The sequence below is a fragment of the Novosphingobium olei genome (assembly GCF_012927405.1).
Taxonomy (GTDB): Bacteria; Pseudomonadota; Alphaproteobacteria; order Sphingomonadales; family Sphingomonadaceae; genus Novosphingobium; species Novosphingobium olei.
The window spans coordinates 1-22,867 of the sequence record NZ_JABBGM010000015.1; the positions used below are offsets into that span (position 1 = coordinate 1).

Genomic DNA, 22,867 nt, shown 5'->3' on the forward strand with positions numbered 1-22,867 from the left:
CCGTAGGTCCTCAGACAAGGATTTAGCCATCTGTGCTGGCCTCCTCGCCCAGCACACAGGGTGAATCAGATTTTCCAGCTCAGGGAAAGCCCAGCGATTCTATCCGGTCGGATTTTGCTCTAGTTATTTCCATAGGCTCGGGTTGCCGATCACCCGGATCGGCTTCGAGGCCGGCCCGCTCTCGCAGTAGCTACATGCGGCGCTCGTGGCTGCAGGCCGTGACGTGGTTTTGCTGGAGACGCGACACGTGAACGCAGTACTTTCAGCGATGACGGTGAAAGCCAACCGAAAGGATGCACGCGGGATCCCACACCTGCTGCTGATGGGGGTGGTATCGACCGGTCCATGCGAACTTGCAGCCCTTCGGCCAAGGCGACGAAACTTTCGCCGCCCAAGATGACGTGCCCATGCTCGAAGCCGTCGCAAGGCAGCCGGAAGTGATAGAACAGGTGATCGAATGGTTGCCCGGCGGTCGAAACGGCCAGATGTAACCGTCCGGTGAGGCTTTCAATTACCCACAAGTGGTACAGCGGCGAGTTCCGCGCGAAGCTGGATGTCCAAAATCCGAGACCAACCTCGCCACATGACCATGTTGCCGGGCGCGGATCGTACCGTCGACCAAGGTAGCCGCCGAGGCGAGTTGCGTCAAACGTAGAAATACCCGCGTACGGTCGAAACCGGCGGGAAGCATCTCCGCAGCATCTGCCACGCACCACCGTTCGACGCAATATACATGATCGCGTTCATCACCCGGCGAAGGCAGGTCTTGCGCTGCCGGTCACCGCTCCGGGGGGCCGGTAGCATCGGCGCGATCAACGCCCACTCCGCATCGCGCAAATCGCTTGAATAGCTACCACCATCCCGCCTTTGCTCGCGGCGAGCGGTATCAGTCCAGGGCATGTGCTTCTCCATCGTCTCGACAACGACGCTGAATCACAACCTACTGATATCGCTCAACCACTTTTCGCGCCGGCTCTTAGGCCATCTGCCCCATCGTCTTACGGAAACGGCCCAAGGCGATACTGAAGAATGCCGCACCGCGATAGAGGATCGCCGTAAGCATACGCCGAAGGCCGCAGCGCGTCGAGTTGGTTGACCGGATGGTCTGCGATGCGGGCTAGGGTATCGGCGAGCCATGCCTGCGGATCGACGTCGTTGAGCCGGCAGGTCTGGATCAGCGAATAGGCAACGGCCGCGCGCTGGCCGCCGCGATCCGAGCCGCAGAAGAGCCACGACTTGCGCCCAAGGGCCATTGCCCGTTCATTCTGCCCATGTCGGTGATGAGCGGGAGGTCCATTATCGCTGGCACCCCTATTTCGGGCAGAAGATCCGCGTCCGGCGGGTAGAAGAACGAGCAATCGGCCGTTTCCTCAAGGTCGAAGGCCCATCTCGCATCGTCGTTTCAATGCCGGGCTGGATGGTGGATCCGGTCATCTGCGCCCAGTTGAGGTTGGCGGCCCTCAAGTTGATGTCGCGGCTCTGTCCGATTTGAAGAGGCTGACCGCGCAATGCATTGATCAGTTGAGTGCGCTGGCCGACAAAGGACTGATATGTCCGGAAAGCTACGGCACGGGCCTGATGCTCGGCACTCTTCACCGCCACATAATGCAGGTTCGGTCGAACAGCCGCTTCCGCGATCGCTGCGGCGTCCGCCGCATCATTCTTCTGCCGTTTGACGAACGGCTTTACGTAGATCGGCGGTATCAGGCGGACATCATGCCCCAGCGCTTGCGCGAAACGCCCCCAGAAGTGGCTCGTAGCGCAGGCTTCCATCGCGACGATGCATGGCGCCTGTTCGCGCAAATGCGCCTCGAGCTTGGCGCTCGCCCTCGCGTACGCGGACCCGATAGCGCAGCAACGGCTCTGCAAACGGCGCAAGCTCGACGTATTCGACCGCCGTCAGGAAGTGATGGACGAGGCGGCCGATGAAGCGCTTGCGCGTGGCAGGCCCGCCGAACAGGCCATCGACCTTGTGCGAGAAGACGTCATTGGCGCTCTCGCCCGGGTACTTGGCCTTGAGCGCATCGAGGAAGGTCGGGCAACGGTCCTGGACCGCGGCAGCGAAGCCCTCGCGCGTAACAAGGTCGAGGGCGATGGCATCTTCGAGATCGTGGACGCCGTACGCGATGTCGTCGGCTGCATCCATGATCGAACAGTCGAGCGACTTGTGCAGCGGTTTGCCGTGCTTGTGCGGCACCAACCCAAACGACTGGAACTCGGCGCGGTCGGTATCCGACAGGGTCTCGAGGATCCAGTCGACCACGTCCTGCTCGCTGTCGTGGTAGCATTTGGGCGGCTTGCAGGCCTGCCCATCTAGCACCTTGATCGTGGTCGGGCCCGCGATCAGGCCGGGAATCCGGGCCGGATCGCGTACCAGGCTGTAGGCGACAGGATACTTGAGCACGCCAAGCATGGTGCGGCGCATAAGATTAGCGCCTGCATTGGCGGAAAAGGTTTCGAGGCGGCCGAGGATGCGCAGCGTCTGGCCATTGCCCTCGAAACCGCCATGGTCCCGCATGCAGTAGTTGAGGGCGATTTCGCCGCCATGCCCGAAGGGCGGATGGCCAAAATCGTGCGTGCAACCAATCGAATGGATGGTGCCGCGGTCGGGCAGGATGGCGCTTGCCGGATGATCCGGGAACGACTTTTCAAGTTGGCGGGCGATGCCCCCCGCGATCTGCGCCACTTCAAGCGAATGGGTCAGGCGCGTCCGGTAGAAGTCGCTGTCGCCAAGGTTCAGGATCTGGGTCTTGCCCTGCAGTCGCCGGAACGAGGCGGAATGAATGACGCGCGAATAATCCACGTCACCATCGTCGCGCGCGTCCTCGGCCTGAGGGTTCCAGCCATCACGCCGCGCATGCCAGCTCATAGTGTCTCCGGTTTGAACGTCCGGTGCAGTTGGCACGCCTGCGCGGCGCATTCAAATCCCTACGGCGCGATTCCGAGGCAAGCAGGCAAGCGCGAGGTCAGCCCTCTGCGGAAACGTCCGCTGCCGCAGTGTCTGGCAAGTTATCGCCGAATGCCACCTTGAGCTTCTTGCGAGGCCTGGTCTTGGGCGTGGCAACAGCCGCCTCCTCCGCCGCAGGAACGGCTACTGCCTTGACCGGCGCAGCCTTGCGCTTTGCGGCCGGCTTTGTAGGGGCCACCGCCTCGGGGGCGGGTGCGGCTTCCACGACCTTGGGCTTCCTCCCCGAACCGAGGCTCAGCGCGAGTTCCTTGCGGCGTGCCGTGTATTCGGGAGCGACCATCGGGTAATCGCGGGGCAGGTTCCAGCGCGCGCGATAATCTTCTGGCGTCAAACCATGCTCGCTCGACAGATGCCGCTTGAGCACCTTGATCTTGGTGCCGCAATCAAAGCACGTGATGGCATCCGACTTGATCGATGCGCGCACCGAGACTGCAGGCGTGCGCTTTTCCTCGATCGGTTCGACCGGCACCCCAAGTCCCGCAAGCGCCCCATGGACCGACTGGATCAGTCCCGCCAAATCATTCGGTGCCACAGCATTGTTGCTGACGTGGGCAGTCACGATATCGGCAACGTGGGAGAGCAGGGTTTCATCGGCCATCACGACGACTTTCACTTTGTGAACTTCGGCATTCTCCTGCCGGTTTGTGCACCTGTGCGCAACGAAGGATCGGCAGGCTGCAAAAGCGTCCGATAAACATCGTCGCGCCGTGGATGCAGACTTCGGAACTAACCAGATGCCCTGCCCCACACCCTTCGCAGGGCCACGCTTTCGGCGCTGTCAGGCCTGACACTCTGCCCGAGCGCGCCCAGGGGACTGAAGACCGACGGCGCGCGCATCCACGACGCTCCCAGGAGCGGTCGCAATCGGCGGGAACATCATTGAAGGCACCCTGTAATCCGGTCGGAAACAGCTCCTGACACTTTACCTCCGGGCAATGTGTCAGGGCTGACAAAACGACATGCGCCAAGCCTCGGGGGATTCACAAGATTCAGTGTTTGTGCTTCTTTCTCCCCTGTTATGTTTCAGGCTTCGTTCTCTCCTTCCGCCCAGGGCGGCAACGACATGGCCGTTCTGCTCCATGCGGTCGCCGAGGCCAGTCTGCGCCCGCGCTATGCGTTCATGGTGCTTACCCTGATTGCCGAGGCCGCAGACAGCGACGGCAAGGCCGGCCCGTTTGTGCGGCGCGGCAATCACAGTCACAGCTTGCGCGACTGGCTGAGCGACAGCCTGACCCCGATGGGCGCGCGCGATCCTCGCCGTCTCGCCCTCGCCGATCGGGTACGTGACGAATTGCAGCGTGAAGGCAAGCTTGCGCGCGATCCGGCCGAAGCCGCCCAGCTGCTCGAGCAGGAAGTGCGCGACCGCATCCGCATCTCGACCAAGACCAATCTCAGCCGCGCGGTGTCCGAACTCGTCCGTGCCGGCCTGGTACGGCGGCACTATGTGGGCTTCCGTGTCGATCATCAGAACCGGGGGGACACCGCCACGCCGTCTACACGCTGGCGGGCCAGGCACGGTGCCTGCTGCACCCTGCGCCAGCCAAGCCGCGGCGGCTGGAACGGCAGAGCGAGTTCGTTTTCAACTGAACAAACCCAGGCCTGCCTACAGCTGATGGCGAGCGCGACAGATATGCTTCTGCAGACTTTCGGGCGCCGTCGCAATGTCGCGCAATTGCTGACGCTGCGCGGCGGATAGGCTGAAAATGACGCCATTTGCGCAGCTGCATTGACTGACTGCGCCTGCGTCAAACTGTGCCTGATAGCCGACGCTGCTCACCGCTCATGGCCCGAACTCGCCAGAAACCAGCGCATTTAATTCCCGCCTGCAGGTCGAAGTGCGCCCATGACTGCTCACGTGGAAGTTTCGGCCAGCTATCGGGGTGACGATAGCATTCCGCGCTAACGGGACACTTCTCATGGCAACGGGCAATGTCTGGCATCGGAAGCTTCCAGTTCTCGGCGAACAGCAAGGTCAAGCAGGCGCAACATGCCTAATCTGGGCTTCGGATGAGTACAGCACGAAAGGCTTGATACAAGGGAGTAGATTGCCGTGAGATCCAGCTTTCCGCCGACTGGAATTAGAGCCGGGCCGTGTCGCTCAATCGCTGACGGTCCGCAGCGTATAGGGTAAAAGGGATGCCATCGCGCATGCTTCCGGACTCGTTCGACCGCTACCCGCTGGCCCCCAGTCGAAACCTTTCGTTCCGGTCAATCTACTAGAGACCCAGATTCAGGCGCTTTTCCGGAACGTGCGCCTCGATCCCCTTGTGCTTGTCGGGTTCGGCCCGCAACGATGACGGCGTTAAGCTCACGCCTCGCGAAATGGATTCCGATTGCGGCCTGGCCGGCTGGTCGACCTGCTTCTCCCCGATCGCTTCGAGCGCGCTGGCCTTGTCGCCGCGATTGCCCTCGATCGTACGCAGCAGCGCATCGCGGTCGTTGGTGACGATTTCGAGGTCATCGCGCACCCGCGTTGCCAACACGTACGTGAGCCGCTGGCTCGACAGGTGCCGCTCGCTGCTGTGCATCACGCCAATGCCGCGATCGGTGGTCATCCCCTGCGCCTGGTGCATGTTGATGGCATAGGCGAGCCCGAGACGCTCGAGCATGGGATCGTCGCGCGGCAAGGTCAGGATATCTCCGTGCGCGGTTTCGATACGCACGCCGTCCGGCTCGATCGCGACCACCCGCGCCAGCGCCGAATTGAACAACCCCCGATCCTTGTCGTTCGCGCACCAGCGGATGCGATCTCCGTCGTGAAGGCGGATCTGGCTGACCTCATGGAGCGTCAGGGCGTCGCGCGTCTCCCCTGCGGCAATGTCGCCAGGGCGGAAGCGCACCCGGCCGCCTTGCGCATCGCGCAGAGTAACCTGCCCTTTCGCATTGATGGAGGCGACCTCGTAGCGTCCGGCCTCGAGCCCCGCAGGCCGATCACGCCGGAAGACCTCGACGACCTGCCCCTTCTTGTAGGTCGCCGCCAGACGCAGCTCCTCGCGCGTGGCATTGACCTTTTCCAGCGTGGCGAGCGTCAGCCCCTCGCCTGTCAGCGCGCCCTCGGCCTTGAGGCCCTGCTGGACCAGCACGTTCAACTCGCTGCGCGTTTCACGGCCCGAGGCGTACAAGGCCGTCCGCGCGCGTTGGTCAGATGAAAGCGCCAGCCAGCGCCGGGCCGCGACCGCGCGATAGTCGTCGCCCGCACCAACCACGCGCTCGCCCAGCACATCGAAAGCCTCGCGGAACGCACCCGCGCGGGTCAGCGAGGCCACAACCTTCATGGGCTCGGTGCGCTGCCGCTGGCTTTGTTCGAGATGCGCGATCGCAGGCTCGTGCGCCTGAACGAGGCTGAAGGCTTTGCCGGCATCGACAGGCTGCAACTGCTGGCGGTCGCCGATCAGCACCATGCGTTCGATGCCGAGCCGATTGGCGATCGTGACCAGATCGTTCATCGCCTCGGTCGGCACCAGCGAGGCTTCGTCAAGAAGCAGGATCTGCCCGGCCAGGCGCACGCGCGATTCCTCGAAACGCACACCCGTCTCGCCGCGCAGAACCGCGCGGTGTTCCTGCACGAAGGCCGCGACCGTCCCGGCGGGGATGGTGGCCTCGTCGCGCAACATGTCGACCATCTTGTTGGCCATCGCGAGGCCCGTCACGCCCCTCCCCTCTTCCGCCGCCAGTACGGCGATGCTGCGGATCAACGTGGTCTTGCCCGCCCCCGCGACACCCTGGACCACGACGAACCGGTCCGCACTCGACAGCGCCAGCACGCCAGCAGCCAGTTGCTCGCCGGTCAGGGGATGGTCACCCACGCCCTGCTGCAAACGCGCGACCGCGTCGCCCGCAGCCACGATGACGCGCCCCTGCCCCCGGCCGGCATCGATCCCGTCAAGCAGGCGACCCTCACCCGCGATGTGCGCCGGTGTCGTCACATGGGTGACAAGGCCATCGGCGCGCGTCGAGCGGCCCGGAATCAGTTGGGCCTCATCGCGCAGGACGCCAAGCCGTGCCTCGACCCTGTCGATGGTCACACCAATGATGCCGAGATTGAGCGCCGTGCTGGCGAGATCGCCCAAGGCGAAGGCGGCCTCGCGTTGCGCAAGGATGCGCAGCGCCGACGCCACCGCCAGCTCGGTGCGCATCTGCACCGGCGAGAGGGTCAGGCGTGCGAGGCCATTCGTCACCAGCGGATCATCGGGGAGAAGGTAGGCCCCCACGCTGTCGCGGATGTTGCGCAGGATCGCGCCGGCTTGCTGCAGCGTTGCGACCAGCCCGTCGCGCGGGGGACCGCCCGCGCTCCGCTCGCGCGCGGCCGCGACCAGTGCGCTGCCGGTAAAGCCCAGGCCGTCAGCCCGTTCGCGCCATGCCGCGCGCAAGGCGGTGCGATCCTCAAGGTCAATCTTGTCGTCGCGCGTGCGCTTGGTGATTTCGCGGAGGGAGCGCGGTTCATCGGCGCCGCGCCCCAGTTCCGCCGCCTTGGCGAGGATGTCCTGGCGCCGCTGGCTGAACGCCTCGATCACGCCCTTGGGCACGCCCTCGATTTCAAACTGGCCGTGCTTGCCCGTGATGCGCGTGTCGTAGCCGAGCTTTTCAATTTCGTGCCGCAAGGCGGCATGATAGGCGCTGCCGATCGCAGCATTGTTCTTCCAGAGTTCGCCGTTCCACAGCGCACGCCACTGCCCCGAGGCCATGCGCGTGATCGCAGCGACCACGACATGGATATGCGCCTGTGGATCGAGCTTGCGGCTCGTGTCGTGCTGGAACATCGCATAGACAAGATTGCCGGTGCGCACCGCATCGCCATTGCGGTCGTGATCGTAAGTGCGCGCTTCGGCGAAGGTCTTTTCGAGCCAGGCCATGGTCTGGCGCACCGCCGTGCGATGCGCGATAAGCAAGCGTTCGTCCCCCGCGACATAGGCGAGCACACTCGCCGACTTGGGCATCGAGAAGGTGAGATCGATCCCGGCCCGACGGTGTTCGTGTGCATTGACCACGGTCCCGTCGGGGAGCGCGCCGTTGAGCAAGGTCTCGAACGTGGCCTTGCCCACGTCTCCGGACAGACCGAGGGCCGAAGCGCCCTCCCCGCCCCATTCGCTCATCTCGGACGCGTGCTCGCCGGTGTAGTAGTCGTCCTTGGCAAAATAGCTCGCGGCACCGCCCGCCGAGCGCACCGGCGCGATCGACAGCATCGCTCAATCGCCCAGCTGGGGGCCGTCGTCGCGATCGGGCGACGGCGCGTGCTCGGTGCCCCCGCGCCGCCCCTGCCGCTCGTCGTACCCAAACCCGAGCTGGTCCTCGCGTTCGACCGGCGACGCGTTGACTGCCTTGCGCGGTGCAGACGGCCCGCCCCGGCGCGATTGTCCTGTAGCGCGCTGGCTGTCCGCGGCGCGGACTTCGGCGCCCGCCTGCGTGCGCATCGCACCGATGCGGCCGGCAAGACCCGAAGCGGGCCTGGGTGATTGTTCGTCAACGGGACGAGTCCCCTCGCCCAGGCTACGCGGTTCCGCCTCCCGCTCGTGGGCCGCGACGTCGCGGCGATCTCCCGCAGTGAACAGATCGTCGTTGCCCCCGCTTGGCAGCGCCGATGACCTCCTGTCCGATCCGACGTTCTCGATCGCCGGACCGGCGCGCGCGACATTTTCGGTCCCGCCTTCGCCTTCGACTGCCTCTTGCGGACCGCCCGGCGGCAGCCAGGTAACCGGCGTCAGTGTCCTGCGCCGCCGATACGGCGCGGCAACCTCGGGGTAGTGACGCCACTCGAGCCGGATCCGCGTCGCCGGAAACCCGTCGGGGAACTTGAGGAAGCCGTAAAGCGCAGGAAGGTTCATGATGTCGGCGGGGATGACCAGCGGTTTCACATCGGTGCGCGGGGTCAGCGTCGAGGCATCGCGGGTGTTGTTGTAGCCGTAGGAATAGGCCTCATCCATTTCGCGAACCTCGCGATCGCCGATGAACTCCGAGCACACCCGTGCCGTCTCGGGATCACCGGTGGTGAGAATGAGCTTGGTGCGCGCAAGCGCCGCGAGGTTGATCGCGCCCTGCTCGCCATAGGTCTCGGCGAGCTTGTCGAAGCTGTGCATGCCGAGCACGAAGGCGCCACCGAACGCGCGCGCGGTCTGGAGGCCATGCTCGATTGCCGGCAGGCGATGGAGCGCATGGACCTCATCGAACAAGAACCAGGTGCGCAAATCACGCGTGCGCTCGAGCCGCATCAGCGCGTTGACCCCCATGTCCATCCACAGCGTCAGCAATGCCCGGTTGAGCGTCAGGTCGGTGTGGGTGGAGGTGATGAACAGGATCGAACCGTCCCGCCGTTCCTCGCGCATCCAGCGGTTGATCGAGAACGACGGCAGACCGTCCTCGGTCGGATCGGGGAGGAAGCGCAGAACCTGCGCATTGGTGTTGAACACCGCGCGGATCGATTCCGCCATGCGCGCCGCCTGCGTCGCGGTCAGCGGATCGGCGATCGTGTTCTCGAGCATGCGGTGCACCGCCGAGAGGTCGGCGTGCATCAGGTGGTGCGCGATGGCGCCGTTCGACGTCAGGCCGTCGCTGGCGAGCCGCACGCACATCTCGACGAACAGCGTTCGCGCGGCCATGGCCCAGAACGGCTCGGCGCTCGCGCCATCGCTCGGGATCAGCGCGGTGGCCGCCGCGGTAAAGTCGGCGTAGTTCTCGCAGTCGTTGAAGATCGTCCAGGGCGGGCAGCGTTCGTCCATAGGGTTGAGGATGTGATCGCGCACAGGATCGTAGAACGCCTCGACGAAGGCACCTGTCAGGTCGAAAATCACGCAACGATGGCCGCGCAACCGCGCCTGCCGAACCAGATCGCGCAGCTGCGTGGTCTTGCCAGCTCCTGTGGTGCCGATCAGCATCGCGTGGCTCTGCTCGAGCCGCCAGGGATACGGAAGTCCCGCCATGTCGTAGGGCGCTGGCACACCCAGCGCGATCCGCCGGGCGGGCGCAATCTGCGCCACCCGGCGGGCATCGAGCGCCGGATCGATCGCGGCCAGTTCGCGCGCCAGCTCGGCGTGGTTGTGGTCCGCGATTTCGCGGAGGAGCACCGGGCGCTCGACCAGCATCGCGCCGCGCTCGTGCCGCTCCTTGAGGATTTCGAGGCCCCGCCTGCGCGAAATGTCGATGAACCAGATCGTGAGCGGCACGGTGAGAAAGGTAGCCCCGATCCCGGCGGCCAGGAGGCAGCGCATCGCCTTGTCCCAGGCGATGCGGACCGCGCCGTTGTAGGGCACCGCCCCAATCGGAATGCGGATCATCCGGTCTGAGGGCAGCGTCAGGTTGATCGCGTGATGCGAGTCGAAATCGACCATGTCCCAGGCCAGCGCATAGAGCTTCATCAGCACGAGCTGGATCTCGTGGTCCTCCATCCGGAACGTGAGGATCAGCGAGCCGAGGATCGTGAAGGCAAAGAAGCCGATCACCAGCGGCATCTTCACCCCCTGCCAGGTCATCAGCACTTCGTGGGTCAGGAGTTGCGACCCGCGGGTGAAGTGCCCTGCATTGCGCACGACCTTGCCGCGCGCCGAGTGATGGCGAACTGTCGCCGGCCGACCGTCGAAGCGGATGCCGCGCTCACGCATCGTGGTAAGCATTCAAGCGTTCGATGGTGAGCACCGGAAGCCGTTCGGCAAAATCGGGATCGGCGAGCGTCAGCAGCCGGTCGGTCGCGGCCTGCGTGCTCTCGATGATCGCGATCAGACGGGTAAGGTTGACCCCGTGCCCCGCCTCGACGAACGGCAGCGCGACATCGAGCAACTGGCGGATCATGGCCGAGCGCGATGTGCCCAGGTCCTGCGCCATGGCATCGACCCGGCGAAGCTGTGCCTCGGCCAGCGCAACGCCCAGATATCGGTATTCCTTCACCAGCGTTCCTTTCGAGAAGGAACGTGGTTCGGCCATCGCAAGGCGGAGTGTACGCCAAGGACGGGAGGCTGTCGAACGCAAAGCCGCCTGCAGCCCGCTGCAGTTGGAAACCGCTGCAATACAAGGGGCTGGAGAGAATGGTGCCGAACTGCAGCCGGCTGCAGTTCGATCCTGCACGCCAGAAATGCAGGTTTTCCAGGGCTTTGCGGGCTACGGCCCCGCCGTGTACGGTGTGCCTTCCAAAACAGCTTCAGAGGACCGGTGCACGGAGGTTGCGATTCTTGACGGAGATGCCCGGAAACAGGGGCTTTCCGGCAGGTGCTATAGCCCGCCGAGCGCTAAAAGGCGAGTAGGCCGGAAGCAGATTTTCCGGCTTTGTTCCGTCCTGGCTACCAAATAGCCATCACGAGGGGACAAATTGCCAAGAGAATCAGCGTCTTCAAAAGGCGCTGCCAACGTCGCTTCAACGCGATCTGGAGGGGTGAAACTGAACAGAAAAAAGGCCCCTGCGGATGGGTCCGCCGGGGCCGGTTTGGGATCGGTATGGTGATCGAAGCGGCGCTACTTCGAGCGCCGCCGGGTGGTCTTGGCAGGAGCCGGTTCTGCGGTTTCCTCCAGCGGGAGTTCGGCATCGCCTGCTGCCTTCTCCTTCGCCTTGGCGAGGAAGTCGACCTGCTCAGCGATGATCTCGCAGCCGTAGCGGAACTGGCCGGCCTTGTCGGTCCAGCGGGTGTAGTGGATTCGGCCCGTGACCATGACCAGCGCGCCCTTGGTGACGTGCTCAGCCACTGACTTGCCGACGCCGTTGAAGCAGGTGAGGCGATGCCATTCGGTCTCGGTCTGGCGGTGGCCCTCGCCGTCCTTGAAGCTGCGGGTGGTGGCGATGGAGAGGCTGGTGATCGAAGCCCCATTCTGGGTGGTGCGGACTTCCGGATTGCTGCCGACGAAGCCTGCGAGGATGACGGTGTTCTTCATGGGGATTTCCTTTCGAAGCTCTGCTGAGTGTCCAAGGGACCATCCCTTCGACTGAGCCCCGAAAGGTCCGGGGACGGAGGGGACCGCACCGGAGCGCAGCGCAGGGAAACCCCGCCGGAAGGAGTGGTGCGGGCAGCCGCGCAAGGCGCGGCAACACGGTCCGCATCGGCGCGGGTTGCGTGTCCTCTTCGGCTTCGGACAGGGGCGTGTTTCAGTCTCGGAAGGGGATGGTTTTGGACGCGGGCGAGCGTTCACAATGGTGTGCCTTGAAGAACCAGAATTGCTCTCAGGCAGCCTTGGCAAGATCCTCAATGCGCGCCTTGCAGGCGCTCCTCACCAAGTCCTGGAGCACCTTCACCCGCTCGGCAATCCAGACGAGTTCGTCGGCCGAAATGCGGTACGAAGGCGAGTACCGCGCCTTCACATAAGCATCGCGCAGCAGGGCATAGCACCGCTTCTCGAAGCGCCCGGTGCGCGGCCAGACATCCTTCAACTCTGGCTCAAGTTCCTCGGCCATGTCCCTGAGGCGATTGAGCGCGTGGGTCTTGGGACTCCACAAGGTGCGCGTGAGAAACAGGCAGTGATAGAAGCGCTCGGTGGCTTGGTGAAGGAGGAATGCTGCAAGCTTCGACTTGCCGCGCGCCCCAGCTTCATTGGCGCTCTCTAGGAAGTCCGATGCGCTTTCGAACCAATCGTCGAAGTAGTCCTGCGTCTCCCGCAGCGCCTGCTCACGCGACAGCGGGAGCGGCTCTGCAAAGGGGAAATCCGGTTCCTCGAACAGGACAATGCCATCCTTGAGGATGTCCATGAAAAAGTACCGGCCAAGCCGGAGCTTCTCGTTCACGTCGTCGAGACTGTGATAGATCAAGCTGACCGGCGTGCGCAGCACAGTCCCAGCGGACAGGTCGGCAAGCAGCCTGCTTTCGGTCGCTTCCCAGAACTCGGCGATGTCGGTGAGATCATCGTGGTTGACGACCACGAGCAGGTCGTAATCGGAGAAGTAGCGCCCAACCGGGTCCTCGACCCAGTCGCCGCGCGCATAGGAACCAAACAGCACAATCCGGAGCAGCTTACCTGCGCGATAGCGTGGCTGCGTACGATGCGCGATTGCTTCGACAAAACCTGCGCGAACTGTCTCAACGACGTGTCCGAGTTCACGCCGCTTGCCTTCGGGGAGATGATTGAGACCGGATTGCATGACATCTAGAATCGCCGGTTTCGACGTCGCTGCCAAGGGCAAAGTGACTGCTGCACATGGAGGGTGATTGGTCGACGACTAAAACTCTTCGTCAGATCCGGCGACGCGCGCGAAGGCCGTTGAGGTAGTGCCACAGGAAGATCACCGGCAGCCCGAGGCCGATCGTCCAGTGCGCAAGGCTGGTCCAGGCCCGCAAGTCTTCGTCGCCGGCGTAATACAGCATGTACCCGCTCGCGATCAGCGCGGCGAGAACCGCGCACAGCGCAACCCCGGCGATCCGCTGATGCTGGTGTACCCAGCCCTTGGGAATGTGGGCAATGAACATCCCGCCGATGCCCAGCAGCGCCGGGATGAGGAACAGCCCGTGCGCCTTCATCATCCACGGTTCGACAGGGTTCATCTCGGGCCCGAATTCACCCTGCTTCTGGCCATAATAGTGCAGCAGCAGCCACCCGCAGCCCGACAGCCACAGGCTCATGCCGCTGAGCGTGAGAAGCCATATCTGCCAGAACGCTAGTTTGGCCGATCGACGATGAACCATCAGGGATGACTTTCGTGGTGAGGCGTTTGCAGGACATGGCCGCCGTAGGTGGGCAGAAGGCGCTGCGCGAGGGGCATATCGGCCATCGCGACCTTGGTCATGGCGTCGGCGATGGCGCACAGGGGCGCGACCACGGTGACACGCTCGTCGCACAGCACGGAACGCCCCTGCACGCCGATATGCGGCGACTGCGGCTGGCCACGATGGCGGCGGCGGTTGAGGAGATTGGCCGAGCTCGCGATGGCGCAATGGCGCGCGGCCACCGAAATGCGCGCAACATCGTCGGCATCGCGCAACGCCACCGGCCAATCCCGATCGCCAAACGCGCGCAGATCGCCACCTGCGTTCACCAGCCCTTCGGGCACGCCCATGCCTTGCAGGACATCCACGGCACAGTCCACGGCATGGCCCTTGGCGATGCCGCCCAGATCGACCAGTATGCGCTTTTCCACGCGTACGTGCTGGTCATCCAGGATGGCAAGGTCGGCGCTGGTCCCCCGATAGTCGGAAAGTCGCGCGATGTCGCAGCGCGGCAGAAACCCGCTGCGGACAAGCGCCGGCCCCACCACCGCCACATCGAACAGACCCCCGCTTTCCCCGTGCAGGTCCAGCGCAAGGCGCAGCACCCGGATCGTCCCGGCATCGAGGCGCACCACCTCGCCCGCGCTGGCCTTCCGCAGCAGCGCCAGATCGCTGTCGTCCTGATGGAACGACATGCGCGCGTGCACATGTGCGATGGCCGCAAAGGCCGCGTCCACCGCCGATACGTATCCCTCCGGGATCGTGATCTCGACGAACGTGCCCAGCAGTGGACGACAACGGGTAATCATGCGCGGCGCAGCAATCAGCCCGCGTGGGCCAGCGCCACAGCGTGGATCGCCAGCAGGCGCTTGACCCCGTCGGTGACATTGCGGCTCGACAGGGTCGCCCCGGAGATGTTGGGAATGTCCTGATTGAGCCGGAAGGGATCGGCGAGCGTCTTGCCCCGGAACTTGTCGCGCCAGCGCGGATCGCGCACTTGCCCGCCCTTGGATTCCCGATAGCTCAGGATCTCGACGCCGAGCACGTGGCCATCGGGTGAAATCCCGGTCGCATACGTGATGTATTCGTGCTTGCCGATCACCTCGTCCACGATGATCCAGCCCAGCGTGGCCGTGCCGCGCTGCGCCCGCCACACCTTCGGCTGCGCGGTGCGCTGCGGGGTCCCCGATATCTGCCGAATCCTGACCATCTGAGCCTGCGTCAAGGTCAGCGGGACGGCGGTGAAAGCTTGCGCTTGCGGGATGAGCGCGCGTTGGGCCTGTTCGACCGTCAGATAATCGGCAGCCCATGCGGGGGCGGCGACTACCGCCAGCACGGGAAGCGCGGCCAGCACAGGCCATTTGCGATGTGACACAATGCGGCTCCTCAGAAATTCATGCCTAGCTTCAGCCGGAATTCGGTTTTGGTCTTTTCGATTAGGTGCAGATTGCCGGTCTGCCCCGGATAACGCTCGCCCCCGCCCTTGAGTTGCGGAAACCATGTTGCCGTCGCCCAGAACTTCTGACCACCATAATGGATAGTCGGCCCTGCGAACACCGACCAGCGCTCCTGCCCGACCTCGGTTTCGTATTCCGAGGTATATTGCGTTTCCGCGCCGACAAACCAGTTGGGCGCCACGCGGTAGGTAAGGCCCGTACCAGCCGTCAGCTCGATTTCCATTTCCGGCGTGGTCGGCCAGTCGAAGCCGTCCGGCAGGTTGGCAATCGCCTTGCGGGTTTCGTGCCCGGCCTTCAGCCCCAGGTTGGCGACCCACACGATCTGCCCTTGCCGGAAATACTTCTGCGCGGCGAGAACCACCTTGCCTTCGTATTCGGTCTTGTCCTGCCCGCTGTGCGGATCAAGCTTCTTGACCTCGGCCGAGGTGATGACCGCCAGCCCGAAGTTGTCGAGCGCCGGGCTCAGCACGTTGAACTTGGCCTTGACCTCGACACCCGAAAAGCGCGGGCCCTTGTCGATGGCGGCCGGCAGGTAACCATCGATCAGCAGGCCGTGCGTGTCGATAGTGAGGAAGCTTGCCGCCGCCGACAGGGTGATCCGGTCGGTAACGCCGTATTCCCCTTCGATTTCGGTATCGAGCGCGTTGTAACTGCCTTGCCCCTTGTCGGTGCGCAGCGTGTTGAACACGTAGATTTCACCGGATCCTTTGGGCAGCGTCTCCGCCCCGGTGTTGTAGCCGAAGAGGTTCTCGTCGGCATGGGCTGCCGTCGGCAGAAGCAGCGCACAGGCGCCGGCCAGCATTCCCGTCCGCAGGCTGCGGCAGGACCGTCCATCAATATTATGCATCGGGAAGACCTTCAGTTCAGAACATATAACCCAGACCGAGATTGACCCGATCGTTATCGCTGTTTTGGAAGAATTTCTGGTAATCGACCTTGACCACGACCGAACGCAGCGGGTGGAACGACAGGCCTGTCGTCAGCACCCGGTCGCGGTTGGCGGGGTCGGACAGCAGGCCCAGCGGCAGCACGGCCTGCGTGTCGAACTTCTCGTAGCGCACGAACGGATCGAGCGTCGCCTCGCCGCTCAGCGCGATGCTGTAGGCACCTTGCGCGTACCAACCGTAGAAGGCCGAAGGCGCCAGCGTCAGATCGGTGCCATTGGCGGTGTTATAGGCGGCCAGCACGCCATCGAGCGCCGCGGCGCGGCTGACCGTGCCACGCGCATAAAGCGCCTGGAAGTCGAAGCCCTTGTGCTGCCAGCGGCCATGCACGTCCCACAAGGTGATGCGCGACGTGATCCCGGAGAAGTCTGGCAGGGCGTTGTCCGCCTTGAAATCGGCGTTGTTGTGCGTCGCATTGCCGCTGAACACCGCACCGCCGACGAGCAGGCCGGGCACGCCCTGATATTCCAGCGATCCATAGAACGACAGGCTGGACGCCTTGGCCAGCTGCAATTCCTGATGCGATCCGGCCAGCGGCGCGCCCGCATCGTCAAGCTTGGCAATATCGAACCCCGTCGTGATCCCGACGTCGTAGTTCAGGCCGAACGACGTGCTGCCATACACGCCTACCCCGCCTTCGCGCCATGTCGACGGGATGATCCGCGTCTCGACCTCGTTGCGCTCGACGCCATAGAACACCGGCGGCTCGTGATTGCGGTTGAGGAAGCCAAACGGCATCAGAAACAATCCGGCCTTGAGGTTCAACGCCGGGTTGAACGCATAATCGAGATAGGCCTGCTCGATCGCGACCTCGCCTTCATCGCCCGCGCTGGCAACCGCGTGCTCGACCTCGATCTCGCTGGTGAAGCTCAACTTGTCGCTGAAACGGTGACCCACGAACAGGACCAGCCGCTTGAGATCGGCCTGGTTGCGGCTGCTGTCCTTGACGTAGCCGTTGTAGGTGATCTCGCCGTAACCGCCGATGGGGGTGTCCGAGCCTGCGCCAAAACCGCTGCCGGATCCGACCCTGCCGGTGTTGGCGGCCAGCGCCTGCGTCGGCGCATCTGCTGGAACCACGCCTGCATCGGCAGGAGCCGCTGCAACCGCGACAGGCGCGGCGAGCGGCTGGGCCGCCTGCAACCGCGCTTCGATCTGTGCGAGACGCGCGGCCTGCGCGACCAGCAGGTCATTCTGTGCCGCCACTTGCGCCTTCAGCTGCGCGACCTGCGCTTCAAGCGAGGCGTCCGCGGCAATCGCAGGCGTGCCAGTCGCCAGGCATGTCGCCGCGAGCAATGCTGCAATCTTCTTCATTCCGTCCCCCTCCGAGTCGCGCCCTCCTAACGCGACTGATAATCGTTCGCAATATCGCATTGCTCAATGGTATCGAAATGTGTCTCCTTCCACCAACCCCGGATCATGCCATTCAACCCTGCGACCTAACTTGCACAGGCTCATCCGAGACTTCCGGAACGCAGAAATCTGCGACTTCGATTGCGATTTTACGATCAGGCCGCGAGCCGTTGGCCGTGCCAGAGTGAGCAGCCCCTTAGATTTCTGGACGCCTTCCCCCACAATCCGCTCAACATCATTCATCCTTGGCAATGCGACACCGCGGCATCCCAGGCTGCCAGCAAGGCGAAACGGTCTGGCGCGCCCAATCAGCCGCCACGGAATGAAGGGGATTCCACGGAGTGGCAAAAACCTAGAAAGATAAGCCTTTTTTCATCACGCGCGACTGGGCCAAAAGTTTTACCAAATGCGGATGACGCACTCCAGGGGCGCGTATGACGTCGGCCAACGGTGACAGCGCAGGGGCATCGAAAACGGGGACGCAGGCCGACAATGTGGGCTTGCATCGCTTATCATTTCAACTAGACACCCCCTGTCTGCGGAGAATTTCCGCAGGCACAAATGATCGCGCCGGTGCCCGAAAGGGCTTAAACGGGAACGCGGTGAGGATCGGCTTCGCGCCGGTCCGAAGCCGAGGCTGTCCCTGCAACTGTAAGCGGCGAGCGCGATGCAACCGCTTCCCCTGGAATCACGGGGAAGTAGCCACTGGGCCGGACGCAGAACCATGCGAGGCCTGGGAAGGCATGCATCAAGCGATGACCCGCGAGCCAGGAGACCTGCCTGCGTCTGGTCGCTCTTGCCCTGGCCCAGGGGATGGCCAAGGCACGGTGAACTCCGTCTGAGCGACGCTCAACCGCCGGCACTCGTCGGGCGACGGCAACGTCGCGCGCGCGGGCGTCCGGTTCAGTCGCAAGATGCCGGAGCACTTCGTATCGTGATCGAGCCTATTCTTCCCGCCAGCGCGCTGGCGCTGTCCCTTTGCACCACGCCATGCCTTGCCAACGCAGCCGAAGACGACGCGGCAGCCACCGGCATCGTCGTGTTCGGACGCGGCGAAACCATGATCGGCACCGCCCATGCCGCCAGCGAAGGCAGCGTCGGCGGGGCCGACCTGCTCGTGCGCCCGCTGCTGCGCGTGGCCGAACTGTTGGAGGCAGTGCCCGGCATGGTCGCCGCGCAGCATTCCGGCAGCGGCAAGGCCAACCAGTACTTCCTGCGCGGCTTCAACCTCGACCACGGATCGGACTTCACCACCTATATCGACGGCGTGCAGATGAACTTTCGCACGCACGGGCATGGGCAAGGCTATCTCGATCTCAACGGCCTGATTCCCGAAGTCGTCGCGCGCGAGGACTTCGGCAAAGGCCCCTATCGCGCCGATGGCGGTGATCTCGCGCTGGCCGGAGCCGCATACATGGCCACCGTTGACGGCTACGACAGGCCTTGGGCCTCGTTTGAAAGCGGATCGTATGGCTGGCGCAGGCTGGCGGCGGGCGGAACCATGCACCATCTGGGCGCAGGCGACCTGACGCTGGTGGGACAGGCCAAGATCTATGACGGACCGTGGCAGGAGCCCGAGCGGCTGCGCCACTATGCCGGCTTCGCCAAGTATCGAGCGCCGGCAGGCAAGGGAACGCTAGAAGCATCGCTGCACGCCTATCGCGCCACCTGGCGGCCGACCGAGCAGATCCCCGAGCGCATCATCGGCACGCCGCTCTGCCCCGACGCCTTCTGCTCGCCCGATCCATCCGCGCGGGGCGAAACCACGCGCCTGATCGGCAACATCGCGGTGCAGCAGCCGACCTGGCACGCCAACGCCTATGCCCAGTTCTACGACTGGTCGATGTTCTCCAACCCGACTTATGCCGATCCCGACGGGACCAGCGCGCAGATCGCGCAATTCGACCGGCGCTGGGTCATGGGGCTTACCGCACAGAAGAACTGGTCGATCGGCCCCGCGCTGACGCTGTCGACCGGCATCGAGAGCCGGTACGATGCGATCGGCAACGTCGGCGTGAACCGGACGGTCGACCGGCGCTTCCTGGCATCGCTGGGCCACTACCGGGTCAAGGAACTGTCGACCGCGCTCTATGGCGAAGCGACCTGGGCACCGCTCGCCGGACTGCGTCTGACGGGCGGCCTGCGTGGCGACTACTACCGCTATTCCATCAAGGCGCGCGATGCCGCCGCGGCGGCGCTGGGCCAGGGGGATGGATCGGCATTCCTGGTCTCGCCCAAGGCGTCCGTGTCCTGGGTCGTGACACCGCATCTGGAAGTCTATGGCAACTGGGGGCGTGGCTTTCACTCCAACGACGTGCGCGGCACCGTCAACGCGACAACGCCGGTTCCGGCGCTGGTACGCGGATCGGGTCGCGAACTGGGCGCGCGGGCGCAGTTTTCCGGCGTAACGCTGACACTGACCCGTTGGTGGCTGGGCGTGGACAGCGAACTCCGCTTCGTCGGCGATTCCAACGCTGTGGAACCGTCGGGGGCCAGCCGCCGCAAAGGGTATGAGGCCACGGCCTTCTGGCGGGCGCTTCCATGGCTTGCGCTGGATGGCAACTACACCATCAGCCATGCGCGCTACGACAACGGCGACCACATCCCCAATGCCTTTGAAAGCGCCGCGTCGGCGGGCGTGGCCGTGATCCTTGACCCCTGGAAGGCCAGCGTACGGGTCCGCCACCTCGGGCCTTCGCCGCTGATCGAGGACAACAGCATCCGCGATCGCGGCAGCACGGTGGTCAATGCCCGCGCCGCATGGACCGGCAAACGCATCGAGCTTTACGGCGAAGTGCTCAACGTGCTGGCCAGCAAGGACAAGGACATCGCCTACTACTACGAATCCTATATCCCGGCCTTTGATGCCGATGGCCCTGCGGCCGGTCGATTGAGCCGCGTGGTGGAACCGCGAACGCTGCGCTTTGGCGCAAAGGTCAACTTCTGATGGCCGCGCTTCTCAAGCCGCGCGACCGCGCTCCGGCTTCCACCCCTTCCCTTCGCCGCAGGATCGGCTGGCTGTTTGCCGGGCTGGTCGGCGCCAATCTGCTGGCGTGGATGTGGGCGTTCAGCCTGTTTCATGCACAGCCGCTGATGCTCGGCACGGCGCTGCTGGCCTGGGGGCTGGGCCTGCGCCATGCGGTCGACGCCGACCACATCGCGGCGATCGACAACGTCACCCGCAAGCTGATGCAGCAGGGCCAGCGCCCGATCTCGGTCGGGTTCTGGTTCGCCATCGGGCACTCCGCGATCATCGCCGTGGCATCGACCACCATTGCGCTGACCACCACCGCATTGGCGCAGTTCAGCGCCTTCAAGGACATCGGCGCGCTGATCGCGACATCGGCCTCCGCCCTGTTCCTATTCACCATCGCGGCGATGAACCTCGTGATCCTGCGCTCGGTCTGGCGGACGTTCCGGCACGTCCGCGCCGGGGGAACCTACGTCGAGGAGGATCTGGACATCCTGACCGGATCGCGCGGCGTGCTGTCGCGCGTGTTCGGACGCCTGTTCCGGCTGGTGGCAAAGCCATGGCACATGGCCCCGCTGGGGTTCCTGTTCGGGCTGGGGTTCGATACCGCGACCGAAGTCGCCATCCTTGGCATGTCGGCCAGCCAGGCGGCCAACGGCCTTTCCATTGCGACCATTCTGGTGCTGCCCGCGCTGTTCGCCGCCGGCATGGCGCTGATCGACACGGTCGACGGCGTGGTCATGCTCGGAGCTTATGAGTGGGCGTTCGTGAAACCGATCCGCAAGCTGTACTACAACATCACCATCACGCTGATTTCCGCAGCGGTCGCGATCGTGATCGGCGGCATCGAAACAATCGCGCTGATCGGCAGCAGGTTTGCGCTGACCGGTTGGCCATGGAGCTTCGCCGCCGATCTGGGCACGCATTTCAACAGCCTTGGCTTTGCCATCATCGCCCTGTTCGTGGCCTGCTGGGTGGCCAGCTTCGCCATCTATCGCTGGAAGCGGCTGGACGAAATAGAGGTTTCGACGACGCCTTAGCTTGCGAGGTGATTGCATCGGCCGCGATCCCCCGCTAGATCGCCCCGTGAAGGCATGGCCTTGGCCTGACCTTCACATGATCGCGCCGGTGCCCGGAAACGGGCTTAATCGGGAATGCGGTGCGGGAAGCGAACCTTCCCAAATCCGCGGCTGTCCCTGCAACTGTAAGCGGATAGCGCGATGCACTGGCCTCCTTCGAGGGGCAGCCACTGGACGGCGCAGGCGCCGGTCTGGGAAGGTGTGCATCAAGCTGTGACCCGCGAGCCAGGAGACCTGCCGGCGCTCTGGTCGCTCTTGCCTTGGTCCAGGGGATGGTCACGGCACGGTAACTCTCCGTCTGAGCGACGAAGCTGTGTGGCTGGGGCTGCACGGGTTGCGTGGTCACGGGCGCATCGTCGCGCCCGCCCGTCGTCGCGCATCCACCGGACCTGTCCGGCAAGCCCCGCCCTGTCTCGCTCTGGCGCGCGGGAGAGTTGTACGTGTCCGATCTTTCGAAGGTGCCCGTCACCATCGTCACCGGCTTTCTCGGCGCTGGGAAGACCACGCTCATCAGCCACCTGATCCGCAATGCCGGGGGGCGCAGGCTGGCCGTGGTGGTCAACGAATTCGGCACGCTGGGCGTGGACGGCGACATCCTCCAGTCGTGCGCCATTCCCGATTGCCCGGCCGAAAACATCGTCGAACTGGCCAACGGCTGCATCTGCTGCACCGTGGCGGACGATTTCATCCCCACCGTGGAAAAGCTGCTCGCGCTCGATCCGCGTCCCGATCACATCCTGATCGAAACATCGGGGCTGGCCTTGCCCAAGCCGCTGCTCAAGGCCTTCGACTGGCCTGCGATCCGCAGCCGGATCACGGTCGACGGCGTGCTGGCGCTGGCCGATGCGGAAGCCGTGGCCGAGGGGCGGTTCGCGCCTGATGTGGCGGCGCTGGACGCGCAGCGCGCGGCCGATCCGGGCATCGATCACGAAACCCCGCTGTCCGAAGTGTTCGAGGACCAGCTCGCCTGCGCCGACATGGTCCTGCTGACCAAGGTGGACCTGGCGGGGCCGGAGGGCGTCGCTGCCGCGCGCGCGGTGATCGCGGCAGAGGCCCCCCGCCCCGTGCCGGTGATCGAACTGGTCGACGGTGTGGTCGATCCGCGCGTGATCCTCGGCCTTGATGCCGCCGCCGAAGATGACATCGACGCGCGGCCCTCGCACCACGACGGCGAGGACGATCACGAGCACGACGATTTCGACAGCACGGTGGTCACGCTGGGCGAGATTTCCGATCCGGCCGACCTCGTCGCCCGGATCGAAACACTGGCGCGCGATCACCGCATCCTGCGCGTGAAGGGCCATGCCGCCGTGACGGGCAAGCCGATGCGACTGCTGGTGCAGGCGGTTGGGTCGCGCGTGCGGCATCAGTACGATCGCCCCTGGCGCGCGGATGAAACCCGTCGCACCACGCTGGTCGCGATCGCCGAGCGCGACCATGTGGACGTGGCCGCCATCGAGGCCGTTCTCATCCGCTGAGCTCCGCGCT

The 22,867-nt window shown here is 64.5% G+C and carries 17 protein-coding genes, 3 pseudogenes and 2 riboswitches; of the genes and pseudogenes, 5 read left to right on the forward strand and 15 right to left on the reverse strand.

Going from position 1 to position 22,867, the window contains the following annotated elements; all coding sequences use genetic code 11:
* Positions 1-145: 145 nt before the first annotated feature.
* A pseudogene (locus HHL27_RS19990) lies at positions 146-347 on the forward strand (IS110 family transposase); the annotation flags it as partial.
* Between the two features lie 298 nt (positions 348-645).
* Here the strand turns inward: HHL27_RS19990 and HHL27_RS22965 are convergent.
* The 5 genes and pseudogenes from HHL27_RS22965 to HHL27_RS22825 all read right to left on the reverse strand — a co-directional run bounded on the left by HHL27_RS22965 (position 646) and on the right by HHL27_RS22825 (position 3,566).
* The gene (locus HHL27_RS22965; protein ID WP_420874084.1) at positions 646-912 is read right to left on the reverse strand and encodes a transposase; all 267 of its coding nucleotides are present in this window, start codon (positions 910-912) and stop codon (positions 646-648) included.
* Between the two features lie 86 nt (positions 913-998).
* Positions 999-1,259, reverse strand: a pseudogene (locus HHL27_RS20000) (transposase domain-containing protein); the annotation flags it as partial.
* A gap of 223 nt (positions 1,260-1,482) precedes the next feature.
* Positions 1,483-1,785, reverse strand: a pseudogene (locus tag HHL27_RS22555) (IS110 family transposase); the annotation flags it as partial.
* Positions 1,715-2,869, reverse strand: coding sequence for an anti-phage deoxyguanosine triphosphatase (locus HHL27_RS20010; RefSeq protein ID WP_169495169.1), 1,155 nt, complete (start codon positions 2,867-2,869; stop codon positions 1,715-1,717). The pseudogene HHL27_RS22555 and the gene HHL27_RS20010, both read right to left, overlap by 71 nt.
* 97 nt (positions 2,870-2,966) lie before the next feature.
* The gene (locus HHL27_RS22825; protein WP_169495170.1) at positions 2,967-3,566 is read right to left on the reverse strand and encodes a MucR family transcriptional regulator; all 600 of its coding nucleotides are present in this window, start codon (positions 3,564-3,566) and stop codon (positions 2,967-2,969) included.
* Positions 3,567-4,031: 465 nt separating this feature from the next.
* Here HHL27_RS22825 and HHL27_RS20020 point away from each other — a divergent pair, with 465 nt between their 5' ends.
* The gene (locus HHL27_RS20020; protein WP_240960106.1) at positions 4,032-4,664 is read left to right on the forward strand and encodes a hypothetical protein; all 633 of its coding nucleotides are present in this window, start codon (positions 4,032-4,034) and stop codon (positions 4,662-4,664) included.
* A gap of 520 nt (positions 4,665-5,184) precedes the next feature.
* Here the strand turns inward: HHL27_RS20020 and mobF are convergent.
* The 10 genes from mobF to HHL27_RS20070 form a co-directional block, all read right to left on the reverse strand.
* Positions 5,185-8,151, reverse strand: a complete 2,967-nt coding sequence (gene mobF / locus HHL27_RS20025; protein WP_169495171.1) for a MobF family relaxase — start codon at positions 8,149-8,151, stop codon at positions 5,185-5,187.
* A gap of 3 nt (positions 8,152-8,154) precedes the next feature.
* On the reverse strand, positions 8,155-10,560 hold the full coding sequence (locus HHL27_RS20030) for a type IV secretion system DNA-binding domain-containing protein (protein WP_169495227.1): 2,406 nt from the start codon (positions 10,558-10,560) through the stop codon (positions 8,155-8,157).
* Positions 10,553-10,843, reverse strand: coding sequence for a ribbon-helix-helix protein, CopG family (locus HHL27_RS20035; protein WP_169495172.1), 291 nt, complete (start codon positions 10,841-10,843; stop codon positions 10,553-10,555). Before HHL27_RS20035 ends, HHL27_RS20030 begins: the two co-directional genes overlap by 8 nt.
* Before the next feature lie 561 nt (positions 10,844-11,404).
* A complete protein-coding gene (locus tag HHL27_RS20040) occupies positions 11,405-11,818 on the reverse strand; it encodes a single-stranded DNA-binding protein (protein ID WP_169495173.1) in 414 nt (137 codons plus the stop codon).
* A 286-nt stretch (positions 11,819-12,104) separates the two neighbouring features.
* Positions 12,105-12,875 carry a HEPN domain-containing protein gene (locus HHL27_RS20045; protein WP_338114972.1) on the reverse strand — a complete coding sequence of 257 codons (771 nt, stop codon included), beginning with the start codon at positions 12,873-12,875 and terminating at the stop codon, positions 12,105-12,107.
* Positions 12,876-13,107: 232 nt separating this feature from the next.
* Entirely contained in the window at positions 13,108-13,557 is a 450-nt protein-coding gene (locus HHL27_RS20050; RefSeq protein ID WP_169495175.1) for a hypothetical protein, read from the reverse strand.
* Positions 13,557-14,387 (reverse strand): FAD:protein FMN transferase, encoded by an 831-nt coding sequence (locus HHL27_RS20055; protein WP_169495176.1) that lies wholly within the window; start codon positions 14,385-14,387, stop codon positions 13,557-13,559. Before HHL27_RS20055 ends, HHL27_RS20050 begins: the two co-directional genes overlap by 1 nt.
* Positions 14,388-14,401: 14 nt before the next feature.
* Positions 14,402-14,953 carry an FMN-binding protein gene (locus tag HHL27_RS20060; protein ID WP_338114973.1) on the reverse strand — a complete coding sequence of 184 codons (552 nt, stop codon included), beginning with the start codon at positions 14,951-14,953 and terminating at the stop codon, positions 14,402-14,404.
* A gap of 11 nt (positions 14,954-14,964) precedes the next feature.
* On the reverse strand, positions 14,965-15,882 hold the full coding sequence (locus HHL27_RS20065) for a DUF6662 family protein (protein ID WP_206069741.1): 918 nt from the start codon (positions 15,880-15,882) through the stop codon (positions 14,965-14,967).
* A gap of 16 nt (positions 15,883-15,898) precedes the next feature.
* The gene (locus HHL27_RS20070; protein ID WP_169495178.1) at positions 15,899-17,290 is read right to left on the reverse strand and encodes a porin; all 1,392 of its coding nucleotides are present in this window, start codon (positions 17,288-17,290) and stop codon (positions 15,899-15,901) included.
* A gap of 595 nt (positions 17,291-17,885) precedes the next feature.
* Positions 17,886-18,127, forward strand: a riboswitch (cobalamin riboswitch).
* A gap of 172 nt (positions 18,128-18,299) precedes the next feature.
* Here HHL27_RS20070 and HHL27_RS20075 point away from each other — a divergent pair.
* From HHL27_RS20075 to cobW, 3 genes are all read left to right on the forward strand, one after another.
* Positions 18,300-20,276, forward strand: coding sequence for a TonB-dependent receptor (locus HHL27_RS20075; protein ID WP_420874086.1), 1,977 nt, complete (start codon positions 18,300-18,302; stop codon positions 20,274-20,276).
* Complete coding sequence (locus HHL27_RS20080) at positions 20,276-21,340, forward strand: HoxN/HupN/NixA family nickel/cobalt transporter (RefSeq protein ID WP_169495179.1); 1,065 nt, start codon at positions 20,276-20,278, stop codon at positions 21,338-21,340. The genes HHL27_RS20075 and HHL27_RS20080 overlap by 1 nt, the downstream gene beginning before the upstream one ends.
* A gap of 69 nt (positions 21,341-21,409) precedes the next feature.
* Positions 21,410-21,635, forward strand: a riboswitch (cobalamin riboswitch).
* A gap of 184 nt (positions 21,636-21,819) precedes the next feature.
* Positions 21,820-22,857, forward strand: a complete 1,038-nt coding sequence (gene cobW, locus HHL27_RS20085; RefSeq protein WP_169495180.1) for a cobalamin biosynthesis protein CobW — start codon at positions 21,820-21,822, stop codon at positions 22,855-22,857.
* Positions 22,858-22,867 lie beyond the last annotated feature (10 nt).